We start from the raw sequence: 26,612 nt of genomic DNA, 5'->3' as shown, positions 1-26,612 counted from the left end.
GGATTCCTCCTGGAAGTCGCGCTGTCATGTGGTGACGGGTGGGGCCACGTCGAGCCCGCACTCCTCGCCCAGCCAGGCGAGGACGTGCCGGCGTACCGAGTCGGGCCGGTCGATCAGGACGGAGTGCTTCTCGTCGGGCAGGACGACGACCCGGGTCTGCGGCAGCAGCCCCTGTACGGCCGGGGCCAGCTCGCCCACCGCCGAGTCGCCGCCGTAGAGGCACAGCACCGGGCAGGCGATCGCGGCGAGCGCGTCTCCTGCCGGCAGCCGGCTGGCCGGCAGCTCCGCCGTCATGGTGGTCTCGGCGAGCATCCGGCCGGTGTCGGCGGCCCGGCGGGCGGCGATGCGTCCCCGGGCCGCGCCGATCTCGGCCAGCGCCCCCTCGCGGGGCAGCCGGGCGGCGACCCGCTCCAGCCGCATCCGCACCCGGCGCATCCACTCCGGCGTCGGCGGGGACGACTCCACGGCCACGATGCCGGCCACCCGGTCCGGGTGGCGCGCGGCGTAGCCGAAGGCGATCGTCCCGCCGAAGGAGTTGCCGAACAGCAGCAGCGGCCCCGTGACGTCCAGCTCGACCAGCAGCGCCGCCAGGTCGTCGACGAAGTCGTCGAGGGCGTACCCGGTGGCCGGGCGGTCGCTGCGGCCGTGGCCGCGCAGGTCGTACAGGACGGTCGGGAAGCCGGCCCGGGTCAGCGGCTCGGCCATGGTGAAATACCAGCTCGCCATGGTGTCCGAGGCCATGCCGTGGATCAGCACCGCCGTCGGCGTCGGCCCGGTCCGGCCCACGGGGGCCGGACCGGCGGGATCGAGCCGCTGCACGTGCAGCGTGATCCCGTTCGCCTTGACCATCGTCACCGGCTGCCCGCCGGGACCCCGTCGCCCTCCAGGGAGGTGGCGATGTGGTCGACGAGCTGACCGACCCGCAGCTCGCCCACCGTCTCCAGGTCGAGCTTCGCCACGAAGTGGGCGAAGTTGACGGTGTCGCCGTAGCGGGCCTGCAGCCGGCCGGCGAGCGAGACGACGTCGATGCTCTCCATGCCCAGGTCGTCGCGGAACGTGGTGTCCATGGTGATGACCTGGTCGGTCGCGAAGTCGCCCAGTACGGCGTTGATCATCTCGGTGAGGTCGGCGAGGATGCTGTCCTGGGCCGCGGCCATGATGGTTGCTCCTTCTCTACTGTTCCGGTGGGGTGACCTGCTGTCGGGGTGGGCCGGCCGGTCGGCCGGCCCGGTAGGTCGTTCACGGTCGGGACACCCCGGGCGGGGTGGCGGGGGCCGGCTCCGGGCCCCAGGTCCAGGCGACGACGTAGCGCCGGGGCGGCAGGTCCTCGGGGTTGTCGACCTCCCGGTAACCCACCCGGTAGGCGCGCCCGGCGACCTCGACGGTCAGCACGGCGTCGGCGGCCTCGCGCACCAGGAACATGCGCGGCTTGCCGTCCAGCCCCGTGCCCTCCGCCTTGCCGACGGCCTCCTTCGCCGCCCAGAACCGGGTGAACCACAGCCGGCGCGCGGCGGCGTCCCCGCCGGCCAGCGACGCCAGCAGCGCCGCCTCGCCGCCGGTGAGGGCGAAGCCGAACGTGCTGTCCGGGTGGTCGGTGACCTCGGCGACGTCGATGCCGACGCCCGGCGTCGCGGCCGGCGACCCGGCGGGACGCAACCGGGCCATCGCCACCCCGATGTCGCCGCAGTGCGCGAGCGAGACGTCGCAGTCGTCGAGGCCGCGGCCGGGCCGACCGCGCACCCACGGCCGCCCGTCGGGGTCGTTGCCGACGGTCAGCTCGATCGGGTAGATGTCGGTGTGGCCCTGCTCCCACAGCCGGGAGCGCACCGCGTCCTTGGCCGCGATTCGGCCGAGCAGCCACTGCTTGCGGGTCTTGGCCGGCTGCCGCTCGTACTCGGCGTTGGCCGCGCCGCCGAGGATGCCCCGGGCCGCCATGCCCAGGGTGACCAGGTCGGTCCAGCAGTCGAAGGCCATCGTCCAGCCCTCCGGCTGGAAGTGCGACATCGGGTACCGCTCGGGGAAGCGCTCCGCGACGCGGGCCTGCGGGTGGCTGTCGAACCGCCGGTCCACCGCCCCCTCGATCTGCGCCCACACCCGCCCCTGGTAGCTGAGCTGGGTGTCGGCGACGAGCTTCCCGTCGTCGATGGTCTGCACCCGGGCGACGCAGACGAACGCCCGGCCGGCCGGCGGGGGCGGCCCGAAGAACCGCACCCGGCCCAGCCCCACCGGCAGGGCCACCGTCCGGAACGGCTGCGTGGTGATCAGCCAGTTGCCGATGAGCTGCAACGCGTTGTCCAGCAGGGCGCCGGGCGGCACCGGGGCGGTGACGATGCCCCGCACGTGCATGTCGCCGAGCGCGTGCACCTCGGTCACGCCCTGGAACTGCGGGCCGTGGAACATCAGGCGCTCCGCGTACATCTCGGCGGCGCCGAGGGTGGGCGGGCGCTCGGTGGCCGGGTCGTGCGTCCAGACCTCCGGCGGGGCCGGGTACGCGGTGCCGACCTCGATCGTGGCCCGGGCGTAGCCGGCGAAGACGACCGAGTAGAGGTTCGGCCCGGCGGTCTTCACCACGATCTCGACGTCCGTGGCCGGCTCGGCGATCAGCCACCTGTTGAACTTGGCGTCGTGCACCTGGACCACCCGGGTGCCGGGCACCAGCTGCTCCACCGCGTCCATCATGTGCGCGACCAGCGCCGTCGCCGGCACCACCGGCCACCGGTCCTCCGGGTTCGGCCAGTCGTCCGGCTGCACGAAGAAGCAGTGGTCCAGCAGGTACGGCATGGTCTCCAGGGAGACCCGCAGGGTGATCCGGCCGATCTCGCCGGGATTGACGCCGGGGCGCGCGACCGGGGTCGGGGCCTTGAAGGCGGGCGTGCGGGGCGCGGCCGGCGTGGTGGCCGGCGCGACGGTGGGTCGCGGCGGCTGGGACCGGACCGGTCCGCCGGCCGGGGCCGGGGTGCCGCCGGTGGCGGCCAGCACGCTGGCCGCGCTCTGCGCGGTGTCCTGGAGCAGGGCCGCGAACTCGGCCGCCGCGCTCGACTGCCCGGCGAGCCGGTTCACCGCGGTCATCGCGGCGTTGGCCTCCTTGGACAGCGCGGCGCTGGCCTGCCGTGCGGCGCCGGCCTGGGGTACGACCGGCTGCGGTGCCGCCGGGGCGGCGGCGCGGGCAGGCGTGGCCGCCGGTGCGACGCTGCCCGTTGCGGGACGGGCGACCGGTGCCGCCGGGGCACCGGTGCCGGCGGCGCGGGCCGGCGCGGCGACCGGGGCTGCCGGCGTGCCGTTGCCGGCGGCCGGGCGTGGGCCCGTGCCGTTGCCCACCGCCGGCCGGGCGGCGGACGCCCCGTTGCCGGCGGGCCGCACCGGTGCCGGCGCGGCGGTGGCGCCCGGCATGGCGTCCAGCCCGAGCAGGCCGGCCGCGTCCGCGCCGAGGCGGACCAGGGGACCGCCGAGGTCGAGCTTCATCCGGGGGCCACGCCGACCGGTGGTGCTGCTGGCGGGCTTCGCCGGGGCGGCCGGCGCGGGACGCGCCGGGGTCGTCAGGGCCCGCAGGTCCGGGGCGGCCCCCTCCACCCACAGCGCGGTGGCGACGCGGCGGAGCTGGTTCAGCCCGGTGCGGTGCGCCGTGTTCACCGGCATCGCGAGGTGGTCGCGCCCGCGCAGGTTGTCGCCGATCAGCGAGGCGAGCTGCCCCGCGCCGACCTGGAGGAAGACGCGGAACCCGTCGGCGTACATGGCCTCGACGGTCTGCCGGAACCAGACCGGCTCCATCATGTGCCGGACGAAGATGTGGTTGACCTGGTCCTCGTCGGCGGGGAACGGCGCGTGCAGGGTCGCCGACCACACCGGCATCCGGGTCGGGTGGACCTCCCACCGGCCCAGCGCCGCGCCGATCGAGGTTAGCCCCTCGGCGAACGCGGGGGTGTGGAACGCCGAGCGGAACGGCAGCTTCTGGCACAGGATGTTGCGGCCCCGCAGCGCCTCCACCAGGCGGTCCACCTGGGTCTCCGGCCCGTTCACCACCGACTGGGCCGGTGCGTTGTCGTGCGAGAGCACCACCCCGGGGAAGTCACCGAGCAGCGGGGTGACCCGGTCGGCGCCCGCGCCGACGGCCGCGAAGACGTACCCGGAGACCTCCACCGAGTCGGCGTTGAACAGCTCCAGGAACTCGTCCATCGCGGCGGTGCTGATCTGGCCGCTGACGGCGGCGGCGGTCCACTCGCCGATGCTGTGCCCGGAGACGGCGTCGGGGCGCACGTTGATGCGCTCCAGCGCCTCGTTGAACAGCTTGCCGACCTCGATCAGGCCGGCGCCGTGCCGGCCCAGGTCGGCGGCGGACCACTCCCGGTCGGGCAGCCCGAAGTGGGCGGCCAGGTCGGTGGTGCGCGGCGAGAACTCCGCCTCCAGGCCGGGGAAGACGAACGCGAGCTTGCCCGCCCCGTCGGCCAGCAGCGGCTGCGGGCTGAACCAGATGTCCCGCCCGCCCCGCCACGCCTGCCCCCGGGCCACCGTCTTGCGGGCCACGGCGAGCAGCTTGTCGGTGGGGTTGACGATGCCGAGGCGGGCCCGCCCCGGCGCGTCGCCGCCCGAGCGCGCGGCCAGGTCGGCGCCGAGGCGGCGTACCGTCTCGTCGTCGCGGTCCAGCAGCTCGGCGAGCCCGGCCGGGCTCGACGCGGCCAGCCACAGCACCTGGTCGGCCTCGTCGACGGTGACCGCCCCGGAGCCGGCGGCTGGCGCGGTGAACCCGACCAGCGGCTCGCCGGCCGACGCGGGCGCCTGCTCGATGACCAGGTGGGCGTTGATCCCGCCGAAGCCGAACGCGTTGACCCCGGCCCGGCGCGGCCCGTCGCTCTCCCACGGCTGGGCGGTGGCGATCGGGGCGAACCGGGTCGCCGCCATCTCCGCCCGGGGGGACTCGCAGTGCAGGGTGGGCGGCAGCACGCCCCGGTGCACCGCCATCGCGGCCTTGATCAGGCCGGCGACGCCGGCGGCCGGCATGGTGTGCCCGATCATCGACTTGACCGACCCGATGACCGGGCGGGGGCCGCCGGCGTACGGGCCGAACACCTGGGCCACGGTGGTCAGCTCGGCGGCGTCCCCGGTCGGGGTGCCGGTGCCGTGCGCCTCCAGCAGCCCCAGCGCGTCCGGGGCGGTCGGGTCGAGCCCGGCGGCCTCCCAGGCCCGCCTGATGGCCAGCACCTGCCCGGAGACCGCCGGGTTGAACATGCTGGCGGACTTGCCGTCGCTGGAGACCCCGCTGCCCCGGATCACCGCGTAGATCCGGTCGCCGTCGCGGACCGCGTCGGCGTACCGCTTGAGCACCACCACGCCGGTGCCCTCGCCGATCAGCAGCCCGTCGGCGGCGGCGTCGAACGGCCGGATCTCGCCCTGCCGCGACAACGCCCGGAGCTGGTTGAACACCGACCAGAAGCTGATGTCGTGCACGTGGTGCACGCCGCCGGCGAGCACCGCGTCGAGCCGGCCGTTGAGCAGCTCCGTGATGCCCTGGTCCACGGCGATCAGCGAGGAGGCGCAGGCCGCGTCGATGGTGTACGCCGGGCCGCGCAGGTTGAGCCGGTTGGCCACCCGGGAGGCGGCCAGGTTCGGCACCAGGCCGATGGTCCCCTCCGGCTGGTACGGGCCGAGCCGCTCGTCGAACTTCTTGCGCAGCAGCTCCAGCCGGGCCGGGTCGACGTCCGGGATCAGCTCCCGCAGGATCCCGATGACCTGGCTGGACATCCGCACCCGCTGGGCGTAGCGGGCCTGGGCGGGGCTGAGGATGCCGCCCCGGCCCAGGATGACGCCGACGCGTTCGCCGTCGGGCAGCTTGTCGGTGCCGCCCGCGTCGTCGATCGCGGCGGCGGCCACCTCCAGCGTGATCAGCTGGTCCGGCTCGATGTCGCCGATGGAGGCGGGCATCACCCCGAACCGCAGCGGCTCGAACGTGGCGTACTCGTCGACGAAGCCGCCGCGCTTGCAGTACATCCGGTCCGGCCGGTGCGCCTGCTCCGGGTCGTAGAACTCCTCGTCCCACCGGTGTGGCGGCACGTCGGTGATCGCGTCGACCCCGTTGATCAGGTTGCGCCAGTAGCTCTCCAGGTCACCGGCGGAGGGCATCAGGGCGGCCATCCCGACGATCGCGATCTGGCCGGGCGCGGGTGCGCCGTTGCTCATCGGTTCCTCCGTCGTGCGGTGTGGGCGGGGGCGTTGCGGGGCATCGGCGCGCTCACCAGCCCGAGGCGGTGTAGACGACCGAGGTGACCGCCGCGTCGGCCCAGGCCAGCTCGCGCAGCAGGGCCAGCGCGCCCTCCTCGGGGTCGATCAGGCCGATGCCGCGCCGGGCGTACTCCCGGCTCAGCTCGGCGGTGACCATGCCGCCGTGGCCGGCGCCGGGCGCCCACGGGCCCCAGTGGACGGTCACGGTGCGCACCCCGGTCCGGGCCGCGTAGCGGGTGCCGATCGTGTCCAGGGCGTCGTTGGCGGCCGCGTAGTCGGACTGCCCCCGGTTGCCGTAGGCGGCGGCGATGCTGCCGAAGAAGACCACGAAGCGCGGCTTGGCGGGCAGCTCGTCCAGGGCGGTCAGCAGCCCCCGCGCCCCGTCGACCTTCGTGTCGAAGACCCGGGTGAACGACGCCGGGTCCTTCTCGGCGATCAGCTTGTCCTCGATGATCCCGGCGGCGTACACCAGGCCGTCGAGGCGGCCGTGCTCGGCGTGGATGCGACCCAGCAGGTGCCGGGTCGCCGCCGTGTCGCGGACGTCGAGGGTGTGGTAGCGGACCTCGCCGCCGAGCTCGGTCAGCTCGGCGATGGTCGCGTTGACCTCCCGGGCGGCCAGGATGCGCTGGGCGGTGCGGTCGATCTCGGCGGGGTTGCGCAGACCCTGCCGGGCCAGCGCCGCGATTAGGGCCTGCTTGTCGCCGGCCGCGGCCAGCGCCGGGTCCTCCGGGCCCTGCGGCAGCGGGGTACGGCCGACCAGCTCGATGCGGCACCGGCTGGCCGAGGCGAGCGTCCGGGCGAACCACGGGGTGATGCCGCGCGCCCCGCCGATCAGGACGATCACCGAGTCCGGCTCCAGGCCGATCGCGGCGGCCTCGGCCACCCCGTCGCCGGCCGGGCCGGCCCCGCCGGCGGCCAGCGCGCCCAGCTCCACCGGCACCAGGTCGGCGACGTAGCGGTCGTCGCCCCGGAGGTATACCACCGGCGCTTCGCTGCTGGTGAGCACCTCGTTGAGCAGCTGCCGGGCGAGCACGTCCGCCGCGGCGGCCGGGTCCACCTCGACGAAGCGGGCGGTCAGCTGCGGGTACTCGCGGGCGATGGTGCGGAACAGGCCGGGCATGCCGTCGGCGGCCCCGGCGGCGTCGCGGGCCCCGGCGGCCAGCAGCCAGCGCGGGCCGGTCGCGAGCGCCCGCTGCAGCAGCGGGAACACGTCGGGCAGCAGCGGCTCGTCGAGGTTGGTGAGCCCGTCGAGGACGAGCACCCCGTCGAAGCCCTCGCCGGCCTGCTGGCTGTCGAGCACGCCGAGCTGGCCGCTGGCGCCGTACTCGCCGAGCAGCTCCGCCAGGTACGCCGCGATCGCGCCGCCGCCGGTGATCAGGAACCGGGTGCCGGCGAGCACGGTGGCCGGGTCGCCGACCGGCTCGGTGCGGACGCTCTCCTGCGCCACCAGCCGCTTCGGGGCGATCCCGACGCCGACCCCGGCGTCGGCCGGCTCCGGCGCGGCCGGGGCCACGGCGGGGGCGGCCTGGACGGGGGCGGGCGGGGCGGCGATGCTCGCGGTGGCGGTCAGGGTCGCCGTCGCGGTGACCGCGCCGTTGAGCTTCTCGTCGAGCCAGGTGACCATGGCGCGGACGGTGCGGGCCTTGACGAGGTCTTCCAGCTCGGACTCGTCGCCTTCGACGGCGAGTTCGAGGCGTTGGGCGACTTCGCCGGCGACCTCGGCGCGCTTGATGGAGTCGATGGAGAGGTCGGCTTCGAGGTCGAGGTCGAGTTCGATGAGGTCGACCGGGTAGCCGGTGCGCTCGCTGATGACGCTCAGGATCGCCTGCTGGAAGTCGGCCGTGGTGACGCCGACCGGCGTGCCGGCGGGCGGGACGACGACCGGCGCGGCCATCGGGGCGGCGGCGGGCGCGGAGCCCATCTTCTCGTCGAGCCAGGTGACCATGGCGCGGACGGTGCGGGCCTTGACGAGGTCTTCCAGCTCGCTCTCGTCGCCTTCGACGGCGAGTTCGAGGCGTTGGGCGACTTCGCCGGCGACCTCGGCGCGCTTGATGGAGTCGATGGAGAGGTCGGCTTCGAGGTCGAGGTCGAGTTCGATGAGGTCGACCGGGTAGCCGGTGCGCTCGCTGATGACGCTCAGGATCGCCTGCTGGAAGTCGGCCGTGGTGACGCCGACCGGCGTGCCGGCGGGCGGGACGACGACCGGCGCGGCCATCGGGGCGGCGGCGGGCGCGGAGCCCATCTTCTCGTCGAGCCAGGTGACCATGGCGCGGACGGTGCGGGCCTTGACGAGGTCTTCCAGCTCGCTCTCGTCGCCTTCGACGGCGAGTTCGAGGCGTTGGGCGACTTCGCCGGCGACCTCGGCGCGCTTGATGGAGTCGATGGAGAGGTCGGCTTCGAGGTCGAGGTCGAGTTCGATGAGGTCGACCGGGTAGCCGGTGCGCTCGCTGATCACCGCGAGGATGGCGTTCTGGAAGTCGGCGACGCTCGGCCCGGTGGCCACCGGCACCGCGGCCGGCACCGGAGCGGGGGCGGGGGCCGGCGCGGGGATGATGGGCCCGACGGCGGGCGAGACCGGGACGACGGCCGGGGCCACCGGCCGCGCCGGCGCGATGGTCGTGGCCAGGGCCGACCCGCCGTTGGTCGCCAGCGCCACGGCCGGCACGGGGGCCGCCGTGGGCGCGGTCGCCGGGGGCCGCGGGGCGGCGGGCACAGGGGTCGCGGCCGGCGGGGCGACGGCGGGCGCCGCCGACGCCTGCGGCAGCGCGGCCGGCGTGTGGCCCTCGACCCGGTACGCCTCGGCGGGCTGCCAGACGAGCCGGCCGCCGCTGCCCGAGCCGCCGCTGCCGGGGTCGCCGAGGAAGGCGAGCATCACGTCGCGCTGGGAGGCGATCATGTCCCGGGTGGCGCGCAGGTACTCGTTGAGCAGCTCGCCACGGATGTCCTGGCCGCCGGCGTCGGGGCCGGTGCCGGTGGGGGTACCGGTGACGGCACCGTTCGCTGGGGTCATCGACAACTCCTTGATCCGTCGGGGAGGGGTCATGCCACCGGGAAGACAGTTGCCGTGCTGGTCCCGGACGAGCAGCCCGTCGACCGTCCAGATCGGACGACGGGTCGGTGCGGTGGCGGGCGCGTCGGCGACCCGGCCGTGGAAGAGCCAGTCGGGGCGCACCGGCACGCCGGCGCAGGCGAGCTCCCCGACCGAGATCAGGAAGCCGCGCAGCCCCTCCTCGGGCCCGCGCTCGCAGGCGACCGCCCGGTGCGGCCGGTCGCCGAGCACGGCCTTGACCAGGCGGGTGAGCACCTGGCCGGGGCCCACCTCGACGAACACGCGGGCGCCGGCGGCGTACATCGCCTCGACCTGCTCGACGAAGCGGACCGGGGCGCCGATCTGCTCGGCGAGGTGGTGGCGCACCTGGTCGGCGTCGCCGGAGTAGCGCGCGGCGGTCAGGTTGGACCAGACCGGGATGCGCGGCTCGGCGATCCGGTGGGCGGCGAGCACGTCGGCGAAGGTCTCCACCGCGCCGGCCACCACGGGGCTGTGGAAGGCGCAGGCGACCGAGAGGGCCTTGGCCGACAGCCCGGCCTCCTTGAGCGCGACCACCGCCGACTGCACCTTCGCGGTCGGCCCGGAGACCACCACCTGCGTCGGAGAGTTGCGGTTGGCCAGCACGACCTCGCTGGTCAGCCCGGCGCTGGCGAGGACACCGGCGACGTCGTCGGCGGAGGCGTTGACGGCCGCCATGGTGCCCGGGTCCTCCCCGGCGGCGCCCAGGATCGACGCCGCCCGCTCCCGGCTCAGCGCCATGAGCGTGGGCGCGTCGAAGGCGCCGGCCACGCAGAGCCCGACCAGCTCGCCGTAGCTGTGGCCGGCGGTCATGTCCGGGCGTACGCCGAGGCGGCGCAGCAGGTGGTCGACGGCGAGCCCGCCGATGCCCAGCACGGGCTGGGCGACCCGGGTGTCGCGGACCCGCTCCTCCTGCTCGCGCCGCGACGACTGGTCGAAGGCGGCGGCGGGGAAGAGCAGCTCGGCCGCGTCGCGGTCGAGTTCGAGGTAGTGCCGCAGCTCCGGGAAGGCGACGAAGATCTCCGCGAGGGCGCCGGGGCGCTGACTGCCCTGCCCGGGGAAGAGGAACGCGACCTGGCCCGGCTCGACCGGCTCGACCTCGTCCGGCTGCACCAGGCCCCGCGCCGGGTCGTGCTCGCCGGCCAACGCCCGGTGCAGCAGCGTCTCCAGCTCGGTCAGGTCCCGGGCGACGATCGCCACCCGGGTGGGGCCGGACCGGCCGGCGGACTTCGCGGCCACCGAGGCGGCCAGCTCGGCGAGGCGTCCCGGGCGGTCCCGCCCGGCATCGCCGGCGAGGCCGTCGAGCAGCTGCCGGACCGACTGGTGGGCCGCGGCCCGGTCGAGGCCCCGGAAGCAGAACAGCTCCGCCGGCCAGATCCGTCGGCCGTGCCGGGGCTCCGGGGCTCCGGCGTGGGCGCTGAGCACGACGTGGAAGTTGGTGCCGCCGAAGCCGAAGGCGCTCACCCCGGCGATCCGCTCCTCGGCGGGGGCCGGCCAGGGGCGGGCCTCGGTGTAGAAGGCGAACGGGCTCTGCTGCGGGTGCCAGGCCGGGTTGGGACGCTTCAGGTGGATCGTCGGCGGCCGGACGCCGTGGTACAGCGACAGGGCCGCCTTGATCACGCCGGCGAGCCCGGCGGCGCACTTGGTGTGCCCGATCTGCGACTTCACCGACCCGAGCGCGCAGCCGCCCGGCTCCGCGCCGGCATCGACGAACATCCGGGTCAGGGTCTCCAGCTCGGTGCGGTCGCCGACGACGGTGCCGGTGCCGTGCGCCTCCACCAGGCCGACGTCGCGCGGGGAGACGCCACTGCGGCGGTACGCGCGGTCCAGCGCCCGGCGCTGGCCGTCGGGGCGGGGGGCGGTCAGGCCGAGGGCGCGGCCGTCGCTGGCCCCGCCGAGTCCCTTGATCACGCCGTAGATCCGGTCGCCGTCGCGCTCGGCGTCGGCCAGCCGCTTGAGGACGACGCAGGCCACGCCCTCGCCGAGGGCGATGCCGTCGCCGGTGCTGTCGAAGGGCCGCGACCGGCCGGTCGGGGACAGCGCGTGCGCCGAGGTGAACATCAGGTAGTCGTTGACGCCGTTGTGCAGGTCGGCGCCGCCGCAGATCATCATGTCGCTGTCGCCGCTGACCAGTTCCTTGCAGGCGGCGTCCATGGCGGCCAGCGAGGAGGCGCAGGCGGCGTCGATGGTGTAGTTCGGCCCGCCCAGGTCGAGGCGGTTGGCGACCCGACCGGCGATGACGTTGGCCAGCACGCCGGGGAAGCTGTCCTCGGTGACCGTGGGCAGCAGGTCCTGCATCTCGTCGGGCACCTCGCCGAGGTACGCCGGCAGCATGGTGCGCAGGGTCTGCGCGTGGCCCATGTCGCTGCCGGCCTCCGCGCCGAAGACGACGCCGGTGCGGGAGTGGTCGACCCCGGCGGCGTCGTGCGGGTAGCCGGCGTCGAGCAGTGCCCGGTGCGAGACCTCCAGGGCGAGCAGCTGGGTCGGGTCGATGCTGCCCAGCGCCGTCGGCGGGATGCCGTAGCCGATGGCGTCGAAGGGCACCGGCTCGATGAAACCGCCCCACTTGGAGACGCTGATCCGGCCGGTCTGGCCCGGCCCGACCTCCGGGGCGTAGTAGAGGTCGGTGTCCCAGCGCTCGGCGGGGACCTCGGTGACCGCGTCGGCGCCGGTGAGCACGGTGCGCCAGAAGCTGTCCAGGTCGGGGGAGCCGGGCAGCATGCAGGCCATCCCGACGATGGCGACGTCCAGCGGCGCGGGGCGCTCCTCGATCTCGGCGGGCGGGGCGAACCGGGCGCGCAGCGCGTCGAGCCGGGCGGCGTGCAGGTCGCGGGCCTCGGAGCTGACGGCGTCGTGCAGGCCCGCCACGGTGGTGGCGGCGTCGCGCAGCACGGCGACCTGCCCGGCCATGAACAGCCCCTCGGCGGCCTGGACGCCCTCGTCCACCGTCTCGATGGTCTCGCCGTTGCGCTTGAGGCCCTTGCTGGCGATCCGCAGCCGGCCGACGTTGAGCAGTTCGAGCTGCTCCCACACCTCGCGGTTCTCCGCGCCGGCCTGCTCCAGCTGGGCGCGCAGCGCGTGGAAGTCGTCGACGAACGGGGTGTGCAGGCAGCGCGTGACGTGGCCCGGCGCGGTCTCCAGCAGGGCGGTCCGCTCGGCGGTGAGCGCCTCCCGCTGGAACAGCGGCTGGACCGCGCCGTGCTCCACCGCCTCGGCGGTGAACAGGTACGCGGTGCCCATGAGCACGCCGATGCGGGCCCCCCGGCGCGCCAGCGGCGCGGCCATCGCGGCGACCATCGCCGCCGAGCGGGCGTCGTGGACGCCACCGGCGAAGAGGACCTGGAGCTGCGCGGCGGCGCCCGGTTCGCCGTCGAGGTACTCCTCGAGCACCAGCAGCTGCGCCTCCCACAGCGGGAAGCTGAACCGGGGGCCGATGTGCCCGCCGCACTCGGCGCCCTCGAAGATGAACTTCCTCGCCCCGGAGCGCAGGAACTGCCGCAGCAGGCCGGGGGAGGGCACGTGCAGGAACGTGCTGATCCCCTGCTCCTCCAGCGCCTTGGCCTGCGGCGGCCGGCCGCCCGCGATGATCGCGAAGCCGGGGCGGATCTCCTGGATGACCGCCAGCTGCGCGGCGCGCAACTCCTCGGGGGCGAAGCCGAGCACGCCGACCCCCCAGGGCCGGTCGCCGAGCCGCGCGGCGGTCTCGGTGAGCATCCGGCGGCACTGCTCCGCGGAGTTCAGGGCGAGCGCGATGAAGGGCAGGGCGCCGCCGTCGGCGACCGCGGCGGCGAAGCCCGCCTCGTCGCTGACCCGGGTCATCGGGCCCTGGGCGACGGGCACCCGCACGCCGAGCGCCTCGGCCAGCGGGGCGCCGGGCAGCAGCAGCGTGCCCGCCTCGGGGTCGTCGGCGGCGTCGAGCATGATGGCCCGCATGGCCCGCACCGCGCTGGCGGTGTCGGCCCAGCGGTCGGCGAAGACGGCGGCGAGCCAGCCGTCCTGACCGATGGGCAGCAGCTCCGACCGCACGTCGTGCTGGCCGCCCCGGCGCATCCCCCGGGCCCCGTCGGCGAGTACCGTCTCCGAGCCGTCCATGCGCCGGATCGCGGCCTTGACGTCGGCTGGCAGTTCGGACTCGGGCATCAGGGCGAGCTGGGTGTCCAGGACGATGCCGGCGGCCCCGCCGACGAGGCAGGCCCCAGCGGTGCGCGGGCCGATGCCGCCGGCCACCCAGACCGGCAGGTCGACGGTGTCGTCGGCGACGAGCCGCTGAAGCAGGACGAAGGAGCTGAGGTCGCTGACCCGGCCCCCGCCCTCCAGGCCCCGGGCGATCAGCCCGTGTGCCCCGCCCGCCGCGGCGGCGCGGGCCTCCTCCCGGCTCGTGACCTCCACGATCACCCGGTACCTCGGGGTGATCTCGGCCAGGGACCAGGGGCTGTCGGAGGTGACCACCACCAGGTCGACCCGCCCGCGTGCGGCGTGGTCGACCTCGTCCGGTGTGGCCAGGCAGCCGGCCGGCACCCGGACGCCGATCGGCCCGGGGGACCAGGAGGCGGCCTGGGTCAGCGCGCGCAGCGACCAGTCGTCGCCGCCGGCCAGGTCGAGCACGCCCAGCCCGCCGCCGGCGCAGGCGGCGGCGGTGATCCGTGGGCCGGGCTCCAGTGCGCCGGCAGGGTTGACAACCATGATCAGGTCGCGCGTGTGCGGTGCAGTACTCATCAGGCTCCCACTTCGGTCGCGAGAAGATCGCGGGGCGACGGGCTGGACCGGCCGGCCGTACCACCGGCGCTCGGGCCCTAATTTGCGGCAGTCAATGTCGCGCTCGGTCATAACGTAGCGTCGCCCAGTTACGGCCCGGTTAAATCTGACCAACCTGATCGGGGAGGTGAAGATTTCCTACTAAGGCGGCGGGATTTGCCGCCGAGGTGGCCAGGCAAAATGGCCGCGAGGTGGGGCGGCGGGGGGCGCGAACGGTGCCTCCCGCCGCCGTGCGGCGATTGTCGAGTTCATTACGAAATTGTTTTACGTGCTCCGAGCATTCCCTGGCTGTGGGTGATTCTAGTCGTTCTGTCTCACGATGTGGAACGGGTCTTGCCAGGGGTTGCGCGCTGCCTCAACGATCCCTGTCAATGTCGTCATCGCTATTACCCATCGATTAAGTTCGACATTCACCGAAAGTGAGGTGAGCTTCGCCGGGCGATCAGCGAACGCCCTGGTGGGTGACCTGTTGTGACCCGCGTCACCCTGACTGCGGTAACCGACGCGGACCGCATCGAGTGCGGTTGGCCACAGGAGGCGAGTTCAGCGACGGCCTTGCCGGCGGTCGCGCTGGACGAGCCGATACCGCGACCGGGCGGCGGCACCACAGCTCCGCTTAACGAGCGTTTTACCCAATCTGTCGGAATGATTAGCGGGGAGTTGCCCGTCAATGGGGCAGCCGCCGTCGCCTACGACAATCCCTGTACCTGCACAGACTCGGCTCGCCGGGACGGCGCGGTCCGCCTCGACCGTCGTCACCGCCCGGCACTGCCAGACCCCCTTTTGTCTTTCGGATCGGCGGTTGTTGTGCGTAAACTCCTTCTCCTCGCCCTTGTGGGACTCGGTGCGCAACTGGTAGACGGCAGCCTCGGCATGGCCTACGGCGTGACGTCGACAACACTGCTCCTCGCCATCAACACCAGCGCCGCGAGCGCTTCCGCAACTGTTCACCTGGCCGAGATCGGCACCACCCTCGTCTCCGGCGCCGCGCACTGGCGCTTCGGCAACGTCGACTGGACGGTGGTCCGCAGGGTCGGCGTGCCGGGGGCCCTCGGCGCCTTCGCCGGCGCCACGTTCCTGTCCAGCCTCTCCACCGCGACCGCGGCCCCGATCATGTCGCTGATCCTGCTTACCCTCGGGGTGTACGTGCTGGTCCGGTTCACCGTCTCCGGGCTGCCCCGCGACCGGGTCGGGCTGCCCCTGCGCAAGCGCTTCCTCGGCCCGCTGGGCCTCGTGGCCGGATTCGTCGACGCCACCGGCGGCGGCGGTTGGGGCCCGGTCGGCACCCCCGCCATCCTGGCCAGCGGACGGATGGAGCCGCGCCGCGTGATCGGTTCCATCGACACCAGCGAATTCCTGGTGGCGATCGCCGCCAGCGCCGGGTTCCTGGTCGGGATCGGCTCGGAGAACATCAACTTCGGCTGGGTGGGCGCGCTGCTGCTCGGTGGCATGATCGCCGCGCCGATCGCCGCCTGGCTGGTGCGGATGGTGCCGCCGCGGGTCCTCGGCTCCGCCGTCGGCGGCGTCATCATCCTCACCAACGTGCGGACCCTGCTGCTCAGCGACTGGATCGACGCCCCTACCGGCGTCCGGTACGCCAGCTATCTCGTCATCGTGGCCGCCTGGGCGGCGGCGGTGGCCTGGTCGGTGCGCCAGCACCTGGCGGACCGGACCGTCGAGCCGGTCGTGGCCGGGGACGGCCCCGAGGAGCCCGCCACCGCGACGAGCTGACCACCCACCGGGCCTGCCGCAGCCGGCGGGCGGGCCGGTGTGGGTCGCCGGCACGGGGAGTCGTACCCGGACCCCCGTGCCGGCGACCGGCGTTGCGGGATCGTGACGAGGGCGCGCACCGGCAGCGGCGCGCGCCCTCGCAGGCGGTGGTGGCGCAGTGCCCGCCACCGGGTGAGATCAGGAGACCGAGCAGGCCACCCCGTTGAGGGTGAACGAGGCCGGCTTGGCGGTGTTGCCGGTGTGGTTGGCCTGGAAGCCGATGCTGACCGACGTGTTCGGCGCGATCGCGCCGTTGTACGAGACGTTACGGGCGGTCACCGCGCCGCTGGTGGGGGAGTAGGTGGCGTTCCAGCCGCTGGTGATGGTCTGCCCGCCCGGCAGCGTGAACGCCAGGCTCCAGCCGTTGACCGTCGCGCCGCTGGTGTTGGTGATCGTGACGGCGGCGGTCAGGCCGGTGTTCCAGGCGTTGACGGCGTACCCGACGGCGCAGCCCCCGCCGGCCGGCGGGGTGGTCGGCGGCGGGGTGGTCGGCGGCGGCGTCGTCGGCGGGGCCGTGGTGGGCGGCGGGGTGGTGGGCGGGGTGGCGCTGTCCAGGCCGAAGAACCGGATGGCCTGGGCGGCGTCGACGGGCAGGTTGTGCGAGACCCCGGCCATGCTGATCGCCTCGACCGGCGCCATGGTGCCGCTGCCGCCGTAGCGGGTGCGGGTGTAGCCGGACTGCGGAGTGTCGGTGTAGGTCGGGGTCTGGCTCAGCCCCTGCACGTTCGTCCACTGCTTGACCTCTTCGCCGAAGTTCGGGTAGCGCAGGGTCTCGTCGTTCGTGCCGTGCCACAGCTGCATCCGGGGCCGCTTGCCCGTGTAGCCCGGGTAGGCGTTGCGGACCAGGTCGCCCCACTGCTGGGCGGTCTTGGTGATCTGCCCGTTGGCGCACTCGCTGTTCCACTCCGAGCCGTTCGTGGTGGCGAAGCAGCCGAACGGGACCCCGGCGAAGGCCGCACCGGCGGCGAACACGTCGGGGTAGAGCCCGAGCAGGACGTTGGTCATCATCGCGCCGGAGGAGACGCCGGTGGCGAAGATCCGGTCCGCGTCGACGGGGTACCGCGCCCGGACGTAGTCGATCATCGACTTGATGCCCACCGGGTCGCTGCCGCCGTCACGGCGCAGCGCCTGCGGGGAGGAGACGTCGAAGCACTGGCTGCTGCGGGTCACCGACGGATAGATGACGATGTAGCCGTACTGGTTGGCCAGCTCGTCGAACTGGGCGCCGTTGAAGAACGCCGGACCGGTGCCGGTGCAGTAGTGGACGGCGACCAGCAGGCCCGGCCGGGGCGCGACCCGGTCCGGCACGTACAGGTACATGCGCAGGTTGCTGGGGTTCGCGCCGAAGTTGGTGACCTCGGTCAGCGCCGCCGCCGACGCGGGCGCGGGCACCGTGACGGCCGCCAGCGCGGCCACCGCGGCGGCCACCAGGGCGGTGCCCAGCAGCTTCATCCTTGATCTCATGGGGCAGGTTCCTCCGGAGAGTGCCGATGGGGCGAGGTTCCGATCGGGGCTGCCCGGCGCCCGATCATGTCCGGCTCAGGAACGTCCATCAGTATGAATAGATGTCGTGAGGGTGGCAACCAGCGGAAGTTTCGAGGGCCGCAAGCGGCTAGGGTAGGGCTTCGGTGTGCCGGGAAGTCTGGTCGGCGACGAGACGACGCTGCCCTGCCGACGAGGAGTTCCCCGTGACCGACGCCCCCCGGCGCCGCCCCAGCCTGTTCGCCCGACGCTCCTGGGGCGAGACCAGCCGCATCTTTGGCATCCTGCGCAAGGAGACCGTGGGCGGGGCGCTCCTGCTGGTCGGCGCGGTGCTGGCCCTGATCTGGTCCAACTCCCCCTGGGCCGACGGATACCAGGCGCTGCGGGATCTCCGGGTGGGCCCGGCGGCACTGCACCTGGATCTCAGCCTGGCCACCTGGGCCGCCGACGGCCTGCTGGCGATCTTCTTCTTCGTCGCCGGGCTGGAACTCAAGCGCGAATTCGTCGCCGGGGACCTGCGGGACCCGCGCCGCGCGGCGGTGCCGGTGGCCGCCGCCATGGGCGGCGTGCTCGTGCCCGCCCTCCTCTACGTCCTCATCGTCGGCGGTGACGCCGCGCAGGGCTGGGCGATCCCCACCGCGACCGACATCGCCTTCGCCCTGGCCGTGCTCGCCGTCGTCGGCCGCTTCCTGCCCTCGGCGCTGCGCACCTTCCTGCTCACCCTCGCGGTGGTCGACGACCTGCTCGCCATCGTGATCATCGCCGTCTTCTACACCTCCGACCTGGCCGTCGGGCCGCTGCTGGGCGCGCTCATCCCGCTGGCGGTCTTCGGGCTGCTGGTGCAGCGCCGGGTCCGGTCCTGGTGGCTGCTGCTGCCGCTGGCCGTCGTGACCTGGGTGCTGATGCACTCCTCCGGGGTGCACGCCACCGTCGCCGGCGTGCTGCTGGCGTTCACCGTCCCGGTGCTCCGCAGCCGGGCCGCGGGTGGCCCGGACGCCGGACCCGGCCTGGCCGAGCACTTCGAGCACCGGTTCCGGCCCGTCTCCGCCGGGGTCGCGGTGCCGGTCTTCGCGTTCCTCTCCGCCGGTGTCACCGTCGGCGGCCTCACCGGCCTCGCCACCGCCCTGACCGACCGGGTCGCCGTCGGCATCGTCGTCGGCCTGGTGCTCGGCAAGCCGATCGGCATCATGGCAGCGACCTGGCTGGTGTCCCGGTTCACCCGCGCCGACCTCGACGAGGGGCTGAACTGGCTCGACGTGTTCGGCCTGGCGCTGCTGGGCGGCATCGGGTTCACCGTCTCCCTGCTCATCGGCGAACTCGCCTTCGGCCTGGGCAGTGAGCGCGACGACCACGTCAAGGTCGCCGTGCTCACCGGGTCCCTGCTCGCCGCCGTCCTGGCCAGCGTCATCCTGCGCGCCCGCAGCCGGGCCTACCGGCGGGTGCACGAGGCCGAGACCGTCGACCGCGACCGCGACGGGGTGCCCGACGTCTACCAGGCGTAGCCCGACCGGTCGGGCTGAGCCGACCCCGCTCCCCGCCCCGTCACCGGGCCGGCACGGGGTCGGCCGCCGTCAGGGCGGGGCCGGCCGCCGCCAGGGCCTCCTGCTGGTCGGCGAAGGTCGGGAAGAGCCCGTCGAGCCGCATGGTGTGCAGGACGGTGCGGACGAACCGGGACGGGGCGGCGAGGCACAGGACGACGCCCCGCTGCCGGGCCTCCTGGTGGGCCCGCACCAGCAGCCCCAGCCCGGCCGGGTCGATCTGGTCCACGCCGTGCAGGTCCACCACGGCCCGCCCGTCGAACTCGACCGCGTCGCGCAGGGCGGCGTGCAGCCGGTCCTCGCCGTGGCCGGGCGCGTCGTCGCAGCCGTCGACCTGGTCGAGCCCGAGGAGTTGGCCCGGCGCCGGTCCGGCGATGCTGCACGGCGGGCACCGGTGGGGGCCGACGGCGAACGGCGAGCCGCTCCAGCCGTGCTCGGACACCAGCGTCCAGACGACCTCGGCGTCGGGCAGCACGCACGCGTTGCCGGTGGTCGTGTCGCCGCAGTCGTCGCAGATCAGCGTCATCAGGCGATCGTCCGGTACGACCGTCATCCGGCCTCCTCTCCTCGGCGGCGGCAGCCCCCACCCTGGTACGCGGGTTTGGAGGGCACCTCCCGGTTCCATGACGGTTGTGTGACGAAACCGCTCTCACCTGGACCGGTGCCGTCGTGGCCGCGCCCGGCGGCGGGCCGGGACGGCGGCGGAGGTTTCGCCTTCGGGACGCTGCGGGCAAGGAGGGCAGGAGGCGGGATCACTCCCGCGCTTCGGTGACGGAGGGGGACCGGGTCCATGACCAGATCCAGGATGGTCGGTGCCGTGCTCGCGATCGCGCTCGCCGGCGCCGCCGGCTGCGGCGCCGGCGACAGCGTCGACGTGGACGGGGCCGGCGACACCGGCGGCAAGGGATCCGGCGGCACGCTGAACGCCGCCATCGGCGGGGAACCGGACCAGCTCGACCCCCACCGGACCTCCGCCTACTACAGCTTCCAGGTGCTGGAGAACGTCTACGACACCCTCGTCGAGCCGGGTCCCGACCTGCGGATGGGCCCCTCGCTGGCGACGAAGTGGACCACCAGCGCCGACCAGCTCACCTGGACCTTCACCCTCCGCGAGGGCGTGCGCTTCTCCGACGGGTCGCCGCTGACCTCCGAGGACGTCGTCTACTCCTACGAGCGGATCATCTCCGAGAAGCTGAACCAGTCGTACCGGTTCGAGACCGTGAAGTCCGTGACCGCCCCCGACCCGACCACCGTGGTCGTCGCGCTCACCAAGCCCACCCCGAACCTGCTGGCCAGCCTCGGCGGGTTCAAGGGCGTCGCGATCGTCGACAAGGCCAACGTGGAGTCCGGGGCGATCAAGACCAAGCCGGTGGGCAGCGGGCCGTTCGCCGTCGCCGGCTACACCTCCGGCGACAGCATCCAGCTCACCCGCAACGACAACTACTGGGGCGCGAAGCCGAAGCTCGACGGGGTCCGGTTCACCTTCGTCAAGGACCCCACGGTCGCCCTGCAGAACCTGCGCGGCGGCGAGGTCCAGTGGACCGACAACCTGCCGCCCCAGCAGGTCGCGGCGCTGAAGGAGAACGGCGGCGACGTGACCGTCGAGTCGCGGTCGTCGACCGACTACTGGTACCTCGCCCTCAACGAGGGCCGCAAGCCGTACGACGACGTGAACGTGCGCCGCGCGATCGCGTTCGCCCTGGACCGGGACGCGATCGCGAAGGCGGCCAAGTTCGGCCAGGCCACGGTCAACCAGACCGCGATCCCGAAGGGCAGCTCCTGGCACTTCGAGTACGCGCCGTACCGGCACGACCCCGCGCAGGCCCGGCAGTTGCTCGGCCAGGCCGGCGTCAGCGGGCTGACCCTCGACCTGATGGTGACCACCGAGTACCCCGAGACGGTCAGCGCGGCCCAGGTCATCGCCGCCCAGCTCTCCGACGTCGGGATCACCGTGAAGATCCGCACCCTCGACTTCGCCCAGTGGCTCGACGAGCAGGGCCGGGGCGCGTTCGACGCGTTCCTGCTCGGCTGGCTCGGCAACATCGACCCGGACGAGTTCTACTACGCCCAGCACCGCACCGGCGCGACGTTCAACTTCCACAAGTACAGCAACCCCACCGTCGACAGGCTCCTCGACGCCGGCCGCACCGAGACCGACCCGGCGGCCCGCAAGCGGACGTACGACCAGGCGGCGAAGCAGATCGTCGACGACGCCAGCTACGTCTACCTCTACAACCCCGACGTGGTGCAGGGCTGGTCGAAGCAGGTGACCGGATACCAGGTCCGCTCCGACCGGGCCATCCGGTTCCGCGACGTCGGCCTCGACAGGTGAGCTGACGGGGGCCCGCCATGACACGCTTCGTCCTGCGCCGGCTGCTCCAGTCGGCCGTCGTCCTGCTCGGGGTGACGCTTGTCGTCTTCCTGCTGCTCCAGCTCGTCCCCGGCGACCCCGTCCGGGTCGCCCTCGGCACCCGCTTCGACCAGCAGACCTACGACGCGCTGCGGGAACGTTCCGGCCTCGACCGGCCGCTGGTCGCGCAGTACGTCAGCTACGTCGGCCACGCGCTCACCGGCGACCTCGGGGTGAGCTTCCGCAGCGGCCAGCCGGTCACCACGATCGTGCTGGAGCGGCTGCCGGCGACGCTGTCGCTGGCGGTGACCGCCGTGCTGCTCGCCCTGCTCGTGGCGTTCCCGCTGGGCGTGCTCTCCGCCGTGCGCAGCGGCTCGGCCCTCGACCACGCCGCCCGGGTGTTCAGCCAGTTCGGCGTGTCGGTGCCCGACTTCTGGATGGGCATCATGGGCATCCTGCTCTTCGCCGGGGTGCTCGGCTGGCTGCCGCCGTCGGGCTACGTGGCCCTCACCGAGGACCCGGCGCGGTGGGCGTCGCACGTGATCCTGCCGGCGACGGCCGTGGGGCTGGTCACCGCCTCGATCCTCACCCGGTTCATCCGCTCCTCCGTGCTGGAGGTGCTCTCCGAGGACTACGTGCGCACCGCCGAGGCCAAGGGCCTGCGTGCCCGGGTCGTGGTCGTCCGGCATGTGCTGCGCAACGCGCTGATCCCCGTGGTCACCGTCGTGGCGGTGCAGTTGGCCAGCCTCGTCGGCGGGGTGATCGTGATCGAGGTGCTGTTCGCCTGGCCGGGGGTCGGCCGGCTCACCTACGACGCCGTCCAGGCCCGCGACTACCCGGTGCTGCAGGGCGCGGTGCTCTTCGTCGCCGCCCTGTTCCTGCTGATGAACCTGCTGGTGGACGTCCTCTATGCCCGCCTCGACCCGCGGATCGGGCTGCGGTGAGCGGCGGAGAGGACCGGGCTGCGGTGAGCGGCGGATCCGACGGCACGCTGCGCCGCACCCTGTCCGCGCTGCGCCACGACCCGCCGGCCGTCGCCGGCACCGTCGTGCTGCTCCTGCTGCTCGTCGTCGGGGTGGCCGGCCGGTGGCTGGCGCCGGCCGGGGTCAACGACGTCGACGTCGATCAGATGCTGCGCCCGCCCAGCCTCGACCACCCGTTCGGCACCGACGAACTGGGCCGCGACGTGCTCAGCCGCGTCCTCGTCGCCGCCCGGGTCTCCCTGGAGGTGGGCCTGGTCAGCGTCGGCATCGCGCTGCTGGTCGGGGTCACCGTCGGCCTGCTCGCCGGCTGGTACCGGGGCTGGGTGGACAACGTCCTCATGCGCGGCATGGACGTGCTGTTCGCGTTCCCGGTGCTGCTGCTGGCCGTCGCGATCGTGGCGGTGCTCGGGCCGGGCCTGGTCACCGCGATGGTCGCGATCGGGGTCGTCTACACGCCGATCTTCGCCCGGGTCACCCGCGCGGGCGTGCTCTCCGTACGCGAGCAGGTCTTCGTGCGCGCGGCCGTGTCCATCGGCGCGTCGGACGCGCGGATCATCCGCCGCCACGTGCTGCCCAACATCGCGGCCCCACTGATCGTGCAGACGTCGCTGTCGCTGGCGTTCGCCATCCTCTCCGAGGCGGCCCTGTCCTTCCTGGGCCTCGGCGTGCAGCCGCCGGACCCCGCCTGGGGCCGGATGCTCTACGACGGGCGCGGCTTCGTCACCGAGGCGTGGTGGCTCGGCGTCTTCCCCGGCGCCGCGATCTTCCTCACCGTGCTCGCCTTCAACCTCGTCGGCGACGCGCTGCGCGACGTGTTGGATCCGCGTCAGCTCACCGTCAGCGAGGCGAACAGGAGCAGGGCATGAGCAGCACACCACCACCCGCCGCCGGTGTGGCCGGGACGGGCCCCGCCGCGGGCGACGCCGACGCACCGGTGCTGGCCATCGAGGACCTGACCGTGACGATCGGCACCCGCCGTGGGCCGGCCCGCGCCGTCGCCGGCGTCGACTGGTCGGTGCGGGCCGGGCAGACCCTCGCCCTGGTCGGCGAGTCCGGCAGCGGCAAGAGCATGACCGTGCTCGCCGCCACCGGCCTGGCCCCCCGGGCGGCCCGGGTCACCGGACGGGTCCGGCTGCTCGGCGAGGAGCTGACCGCGCTGCCCGAGCCGCGCCGCCGGCAGTTGCGCGGCCGGCACGTCGGCTTCGTCTTCCAGGACCCGATGACCTCGCTCAACCCGGTGCTCACCGTGGGCCGGCAGGTGTCCGAGGCATGCGAGGAGCACCTGGGCATGACCCGCCGACAGGCCCGGGACCGGGCCGTCGAACTGCTCGACCTGGTCGGCATCCCGTTGCCGGGCCGGCGCGTCGAGGAGTACCCGCACCAGTTCTCCGGCGGGATGCGCCAACGGGTCGTCATCGCGATGGCCCTGGCCTGCGAGCCGGCCCTGCTCATCGCCGACGAGCCGACCACCGCTCTCGACGTCACCACCCAGGCGCAGATCGTCGAGCTGGTCGCCGACCTGCGCCGCCGGCTCGGCACCGCCGTCGTCTGGATCACCCACGACCTCGGCGTGGTCGCCGGGGTCGCCGACACGGTGGCCGTCATGTACGGCGGCCGGATCGTCGAGCGGGGCGACGTCGACGCCGTGTTCGACGCGCCCGCGCACCCGTACACCCGGGCCCTGCTGGCGGCCCGCCCGGACCCGCAGCACGCAGGCGGCGACCTCCCGGCGATCGCCGGCGCGCCGCCGAGCCCCTTGGACCTGCCGCCCGGCTGCGCGTTCTGGCCCCGCTGCCCGGTGCGCGGCGACGCCCGGTGCGAACACGAGCTGCCGCCGCTGGTCCCGGTGGCCCCCGGCCACGAGGTACGCACCTTCTGTCCCGGCGGGGAGGACGCATGAGCACCGGCCCGTCCCACGCGGCGGGGGAGCCCCTCGCCGAGCTCGACGACCTGCGGGTGTGGTTCCCGGCCGGGGGCGGCGTGCAGGTGCGGGCCGTCGACGGGGTGTCGCTGACCGTCCGGCGGGGCGAGACCCTCGGGCTGGTCGGCGAGTCGGGCAGCGGGAAGTCCACCACCGGCCTGGCGCTGCTGCGCCTGGTCGATCCGACCTCCGGCCACGTGCGGGTCGGCGGCCGGGACGTGACCCGATGGTCCCGCCGTCGGCTGCGGGGCCTGCGCCGACGGGTGGCCATGGTGTTCCAGGACCCGCAGGCGTCGCTGGACCCCCGGCGCACGATCGGGGCCAGCGTCGCCGAGCCGCTGGTGGTGCACCGCCTCGTCGACTCCGCCCAGGCCCGTGGCCGCCGGGTCGCCGAGCTGCTGGAGCTGGTCGGCCTGCGCGCCGACCTCGCCGGCCGGCACCCGCACGAGCTCTCCGGCGGGCAACGCCAGCGGGTCGGCATCGCCCGCGCGCTGGCCGGGGAGCCCGACCTGATCGTCCTCGACGAGCCCATCGCCTCGCTCGACCTGAGCGTGCAGGCGCAGATCATGAACCTGCTGCGGGCGCTGCAACGGGACCTGGGGCTGACGTACCTGTTCATCGCGCACGACCTGGCGGCCGTCGAGCACATGAGCGACCGGATCGCCGTGATGTACCTGGGCCGGATCGTGGAGACCGGCACCCCGGCGCAGCTCTACCGGCAGCCGGCGCACCCGTACACCGCCGCGCTGCTGTCGGCCGTCCCGGTGGCCGATCCGAAGGTGGAGCGGCGCCGGCGGCGGATCATCCTGAGCGGCGACGTGCCGAGCCCGGTGGACCCGCCCGGTGGCTGCCGGTTCCGGACCCGCTGTCCGCAGGCCCGACCGGACTGCGTCGAGGTCGACCCGGTGCTGGTGGAGGTGGCCGCCGGCCAGCGGGCCGCCTGCCTGTACGCGGGCGAGGCGGTACGCGCGATGCGCGGCGGGCCGGCCTGACCGGTGTCGCCCCGTCCACGATGGACGGGGCGACACCGGGTGGTGCGAGCGGTCAGCTCGTGGGGAAGTTGTCCGGGGTGCGGATGCGGTTGCGCATGTAGTTGCCCGAGTCGGTCAGCACCGACGTGCCGGTGTACGTGCCGCCGTAGCAGGTGCCGGGGCGGAACGCGGCGCTGCCCTCGTCGGCGTCCGAGAACGTCCAGTTGGCGTAGCTGATCTTGAGCCGGTCGAGCAGGTCCATCCAGGTGTTGCTGCTGGCCACGTCCACGGCGCCGCCGCCGGTGTAGGTGACCGTGCCGAACTCGGTGACGAACATGGGGATCCGGGCGGCGGCGCGCTCCAGCTCGGCCCGGTAGTTGTCCTTGTGGGACGCGGCGTAGAAGTGGAACGCGTACATGATGTTGCTGGCGTTCACCGGGTTGTTGATGACCTCGGTGGAGTTGCCGCCCTCGGAGACGCCGAGCGAGGACCAGCCGCGGGTGCCGACGATGACGATCGCGTCCGGGTCGTTGGCGCGGATGATCGGGATGACCTGCTCGGCGTAGTTCTTGATCGTCGACCAGCTCACCCCGTTGGGCTCGTTGGTGACCTCGTAGATCACGTTGTTCTTGTTGGCGTGCCGGGCGGACACGGCGGCGAAGAACGTCTTGGCCCGCTCCAGGTTGAACATCGGGTCGCCCGGCGTCAGGGTGTGGAAGTCGATCAACGCGTACATGCCGCGCTCGGTGGCCTCGTCCACGAGGGTGTTGACCCGGTTGGTGAAGCCGGCCGGGTCGGTCTCGTAGCCGTCCTCCTGCACGTACATGGAGACGCGGAGCAGGTCGGCCAGCCAGTCCTTGGACAGCGCGTCGAGGGACGCGTCGTTGTAGCACTGGGCGAACCACTGCAGGCCGTGGGTGCTCATGCCGCGCAGCTGGATCGGCTTGCCGTACCGGTTGCACAGGTTGACCCCGCACACCCGCAGCTGACCGTTGATCGCCACCGGCGTCGTGCCGGTCGGCGGAGCGGTGGTGGGCGGGGGAGTGGTCGGCGGCGGCGTGGTGGTCGGCGGCGTCGTCGGGGTCGACGTGGTCGGCGTCGTGCCGCCGGTGCACACCGTGCCGTTGAGCGTGAACGACGTCGGCGTCGGGTTGCCGCCGGTGAAGGTGCCGTTGAAGCCGATGCTCGTCGCCGCGCCCGTGGCCAGCGAGCCGTTGTAGCTCAGGCTCTGCGCCGTGACGGCACTGCCGCTCTGCTGGTACGTCGCCGACCACCCCTGGGTGACCTTCTGCCCCTGGTCCGGGAAGGTGAAGCCGAGGGTCCAACCGTTGATCGGGTCACCGAGGTTCTTGACGCTGATCGACGCGGTGAACCCCCCGGACCAGCTGTTGGTCGTGTAGGTGACGGCGCAACCGGTGGCGGCCATGGCGTTGGTGGCCGGTAGGATCGCCGTCGCACCGAGGGTCAGCGCGCCGACGGCGCCGGCCACGACCAGCTGTCGTCGGGACGGGCGGGGAGCTCTCTTCATCGGCTGTCTCATTTCGTCGGGGGTGGTGGGGTGG

Annotated in this window: 14 protein-coding genes; 7 read left to right on the top strand and 7 right to left on the bottom strand. The window is 73.8% G+C overall.

The features are described 5' to 3' along the window. Positions 1 to 24: 24 nt before the first annotated feature. From GA0070558_RS26760 to GA0070558_RS26745, 4 genes are all read right to left on the bottom strand, one after another. Positions 25 to 849, bottom strand: coding sequence for an alpha/beta fold hydrolase (locus GA0070558_RS26760; protein WP_256092141.1), 825 nt, complete (start codon positions 847 to 849; stop codon positions 25 to 27). Positions 850 to 851: 2 nt separating this feature from the next. Beyond that, a complete protein-coding gene (locus GA0070558_RS26755) occupies positions 852 to 1,157 on the bottom strand; it encodes an acyl carrier protein (protein WP_043963276.1) in 306 nt (101 codons plus the stop codon). Between the two features lie 82 nt (positions 1,158 to 1,239). Then, the gene (locus GA0070558_RS26750) at positions 1,240 to 6,171 is read right to left on the bottom strand and encodes a type I polyketide synthase (RefSeq protein WP_091284648.1); all 4,932 of its coding nucleotides are present in this window, start codon (positions 6,169 to 6,171) and stop codon (positions 1,240 to 1,242) included. 52 nt (positions 6,172 to 6,223) lie between these two features. After that, positions 6,224 to 13,996, bottom strand: coding sequence for a type I polyketide synthase (locus tag GA0070558_RS26745; protein WP_218107113.1), 7,773 nt, complete (start codon positions 13,994 to 13,996; stop codon positions 6,224 to 6,226). 846 nt (positions 13,997 to 14,842) lie between these two features. Here GA0070558_RS26745 and GA0070558_RS26740 point away from each other — a divergent pair. Next, positions 14,843 to 15,766, top strand: coding sequence for a sulfite exporter TauE/SafE family protein (locus tag GA0070558_RS26740; RefSeq protein WP_091284646.1), 924 nt, complete (start codon positions 14,843 to 14,845; stop codon positions 15,764 to 15,766). Positions 15,767 to 15,943: 177 nt separating this feature from the next. Here GA0070558_RS26740 and GA0070558_RS26735 read toward each other — a convergent pair whose 3' ends face one another. Then, entirely contained in the window at positions 15,944 to 17,269 is a 1,326-nt protein-coding gene (locus tag GA0070558_RS26735) for an extracellular catalytic domain type 1 short-chain-length polyhydroxyalkanoate depolymerase (protein ID WP_091284644.1), read from the bottom strand. Between the two features lie 224 nt (positions 17,270 to 17,493). Here GA0070558_RS26735 and nhaA point away from each other — a divergent pair, with 224 nt between their 5' ends. Then, positions 17,494 to 18,789, top strand: a complete 1,296-nt coding sequence (nhaA, locus tag GA0070558_RS26730; protein ID WP_091284643.1) for a Na+/H+ antiporter NhaA — start codon at positions 17,494 to 17,496, stop codon at positions 18,787 to 18,789. Between the two features lie 40 nt (positions 18,790 to 18,829). On the opposite strand, the gene GA0070558_RS26725 is transcribed toward nhaA, so the two are convergent. Beyond that, positions 18,830 to 19,378 (bottom strand): STAS domain-containing protein, encoded by a 549-nt coding sequence (locus tag GA0070558_RS26725; RefSeq protein WP_091284641.1) that lies wholly within the window; start codon positions 19,376 to 19,378, stop codon positions 18,830 to 18,832. 237 nt (positions 19,379 to 19,615) lie between these two features. Between GA0070558_RS26725 and GA0070558_RS26720 the strand changes: the two genes are divergently transcribed. Genes GA0070558_RS26720 through GA0070558_RS26700 form a run of 5 tightly spaced genes read left to right on the top strand, consistent with a single transcriptional unit; the run spans position 19,616 to position 25,071 of the window. Next, the gene (locus GA0070558_RS26720; RefSeq protein WP_091284639.1) at positions 19,616 to 21,157 is read left to right on the top strand and encodes an ABC transporter substrate-binding protein; all 1,542 of its coding nucleotides are present in this window, start codon (positions 19,616 to 19,618) and stop codon (positions 21,155 to 21,157) included. 17 nt (positions 21,158 to 21,174) lie between these two features. Beyond that, a complete protein-coding gene (locus GA0070558_RS26715) occupies positions 21,175 to 22,119 on the top strand; it encodes an ABC transporter permease (RefSeq protein ID WP_077937643.1) in 945 nt (314 codons plus the stop codon). Between the two features lie 23 nt (positions 22,120 to 22,142). Further along, a complete protein-coding gene (locus GA0070558_RS26710) occupies positions 22,143 to 23,024 on the top strand; it encodes an ABC transporter permease (RefSeq protein ID WP_043963285.1) in 882 nt (293 codons plus the stop codon). Next, the gene (locus GA0070558_RS26705; protein WP_256092140.1) at positions 23,021 to 24,058 is read left to right on the top strand and encodes an ABC transporter ATP-binding protein; all 1,038 of its coding nucleotides are present in this window, start codon (positions 23,021 to 23,023) and stop codon (positions 24,056 to 24,058) included. The genes GA0070558_RS26710 and GA0070558_RS26705 overlap by 4 nt, the downstream gene beginning before the upstream one ends. Beyond that, positions 24,055 to 25,071 (top strand): ABC transporter ATP-binding protein, encoded by a 1,017-nt coding sequence (locus GA0070558_RS26700; protein ID WP_091284636.1) that lies wholly within the window; start codon positions 24,055 to 24,057, stop codon positions 25,069 to 25,071. The genes GA0070558_RS26705 and GA0070558_RS26700 overlap by 4 nt, the downstream gene beginning before the upstream one ends. 52 nt (positions 25,072 to 25,123) lie before the next feature. On the opposite strand, the gene GA0070558_RS26695 is transcribed toward GA0070558_RS26700, so the two are convergent. Further along, positions 25,124 to 26,578 carry a cellulase family glycosylhydrolase gene (locus GA0070558_RS26695; RefSeq protein WP_091284634.1) on the bottom strand — a complete coding sequence of 485 codons (1,455 nt, stop codon included), beginning with the start codon at positions 26,576 to 26,578 and terminating at the stop codon, positions 25,124 to 25,126. Between the last annotated feature and the right edge of the window lie 34 nt (positions 26,579 to 26,612).

The organism is Micromonospora haikouensis, assembly GCF_900091595.1.
In the GTDB taxonomy this organism is placed as follows: domain Bacteria; phylum Actinomycetota; class Actinomycetes; order Mycobacteriales; family Micromonosporaceae; genus Micromonospora; species Micromonospora haikouensis.
This window is presented reverse-complemented; position numbering and strand designations above follow the sequence as displayed.

Excerpts from the sequence above, each read along its gene's own strand:
- GA0070558_RS26760 (WP_256092141.1), bottom strand. The coding sequence starts at position 849 with ATGGTCAAGGCGAACGGGATCACGCTGCACGTGCAGCGGCTCGATCCC.
- GA0070558_RS26755 (WP_043963276.1), bottom strand. The coding sequence starts at position 1,157 with ATGGCCGCGGCCCAGGACAGCATCCTCGCCGACCTCACCGAGATGATC.
- GA0070558_RS26750 (WP_091284648.1), bottom strand. The coding sequence starts at position 6,171 with ATGAGCAACGGCGCACCCGCGCCCGGCCAGATCGCGATCGTCGGGATG.
- GA0070558_RS26745 (WP_218107113.1), bottom strand. The coding sequence starts at position 13,996 with ATGAGTACTGCACCGCACACGCGCGACCTGATCATGGTTGTCAACCCT.
- GA0070558_RS26735 (WP_091284644.1), bottom strand. The coding sequence starts at position 17,269 with ATGAGATCAAGGATGAAGCTGCTGGGCACCGCCCTGGTGGCCGCCGCG.
- GA0070558_RS26725 (WP_091284641.1), bottom strand. The coding sequence starts at position 19,378 with ATGACGGTCGTACCGGACGATCGCCTGATGACGCTGATCTGCGACGAC.
- GA0070558_RS26720 (WP_091284639.1), top strand. The coding sequence starts at position 19,616 with ATGACCAGATCCAGGATGGTCGGTGCCGTGCTCGCGATCGCGCTCGCC.
- GA0070558_RS26715 (WP_077937643.1), top strand. The coding sequence starts at position 21,175 with ATGACACGCTTCGTCCTGCGCCGGCTGCTCCAGTCGGCCGTCGTCCTG.
- GA0070558_RS26705 (WP_256092140.1), top strand. The coding sequence starts at position 23,021 with ATGAGCAGCACACCACCACCCGCCGCCGGTGTGGCCGGGACGGGCCCC.
- GA0070558_RS26700 (WP_091284636.1), top strand. The coding sequence starts at position 24,055 with ATGAGCACCGGCCCGTCCCACGCGGCGGGGGAGCCCCTCGCCGAGCTC.
- GA0070558_RS26695 (WP_091284634.1), bottom strand. The coding sequence starts at position 26,578 with ATGAAGAGAGCTCCCCGCCCGTCCCGACGACAGCTGGTCGTGGCCGGC.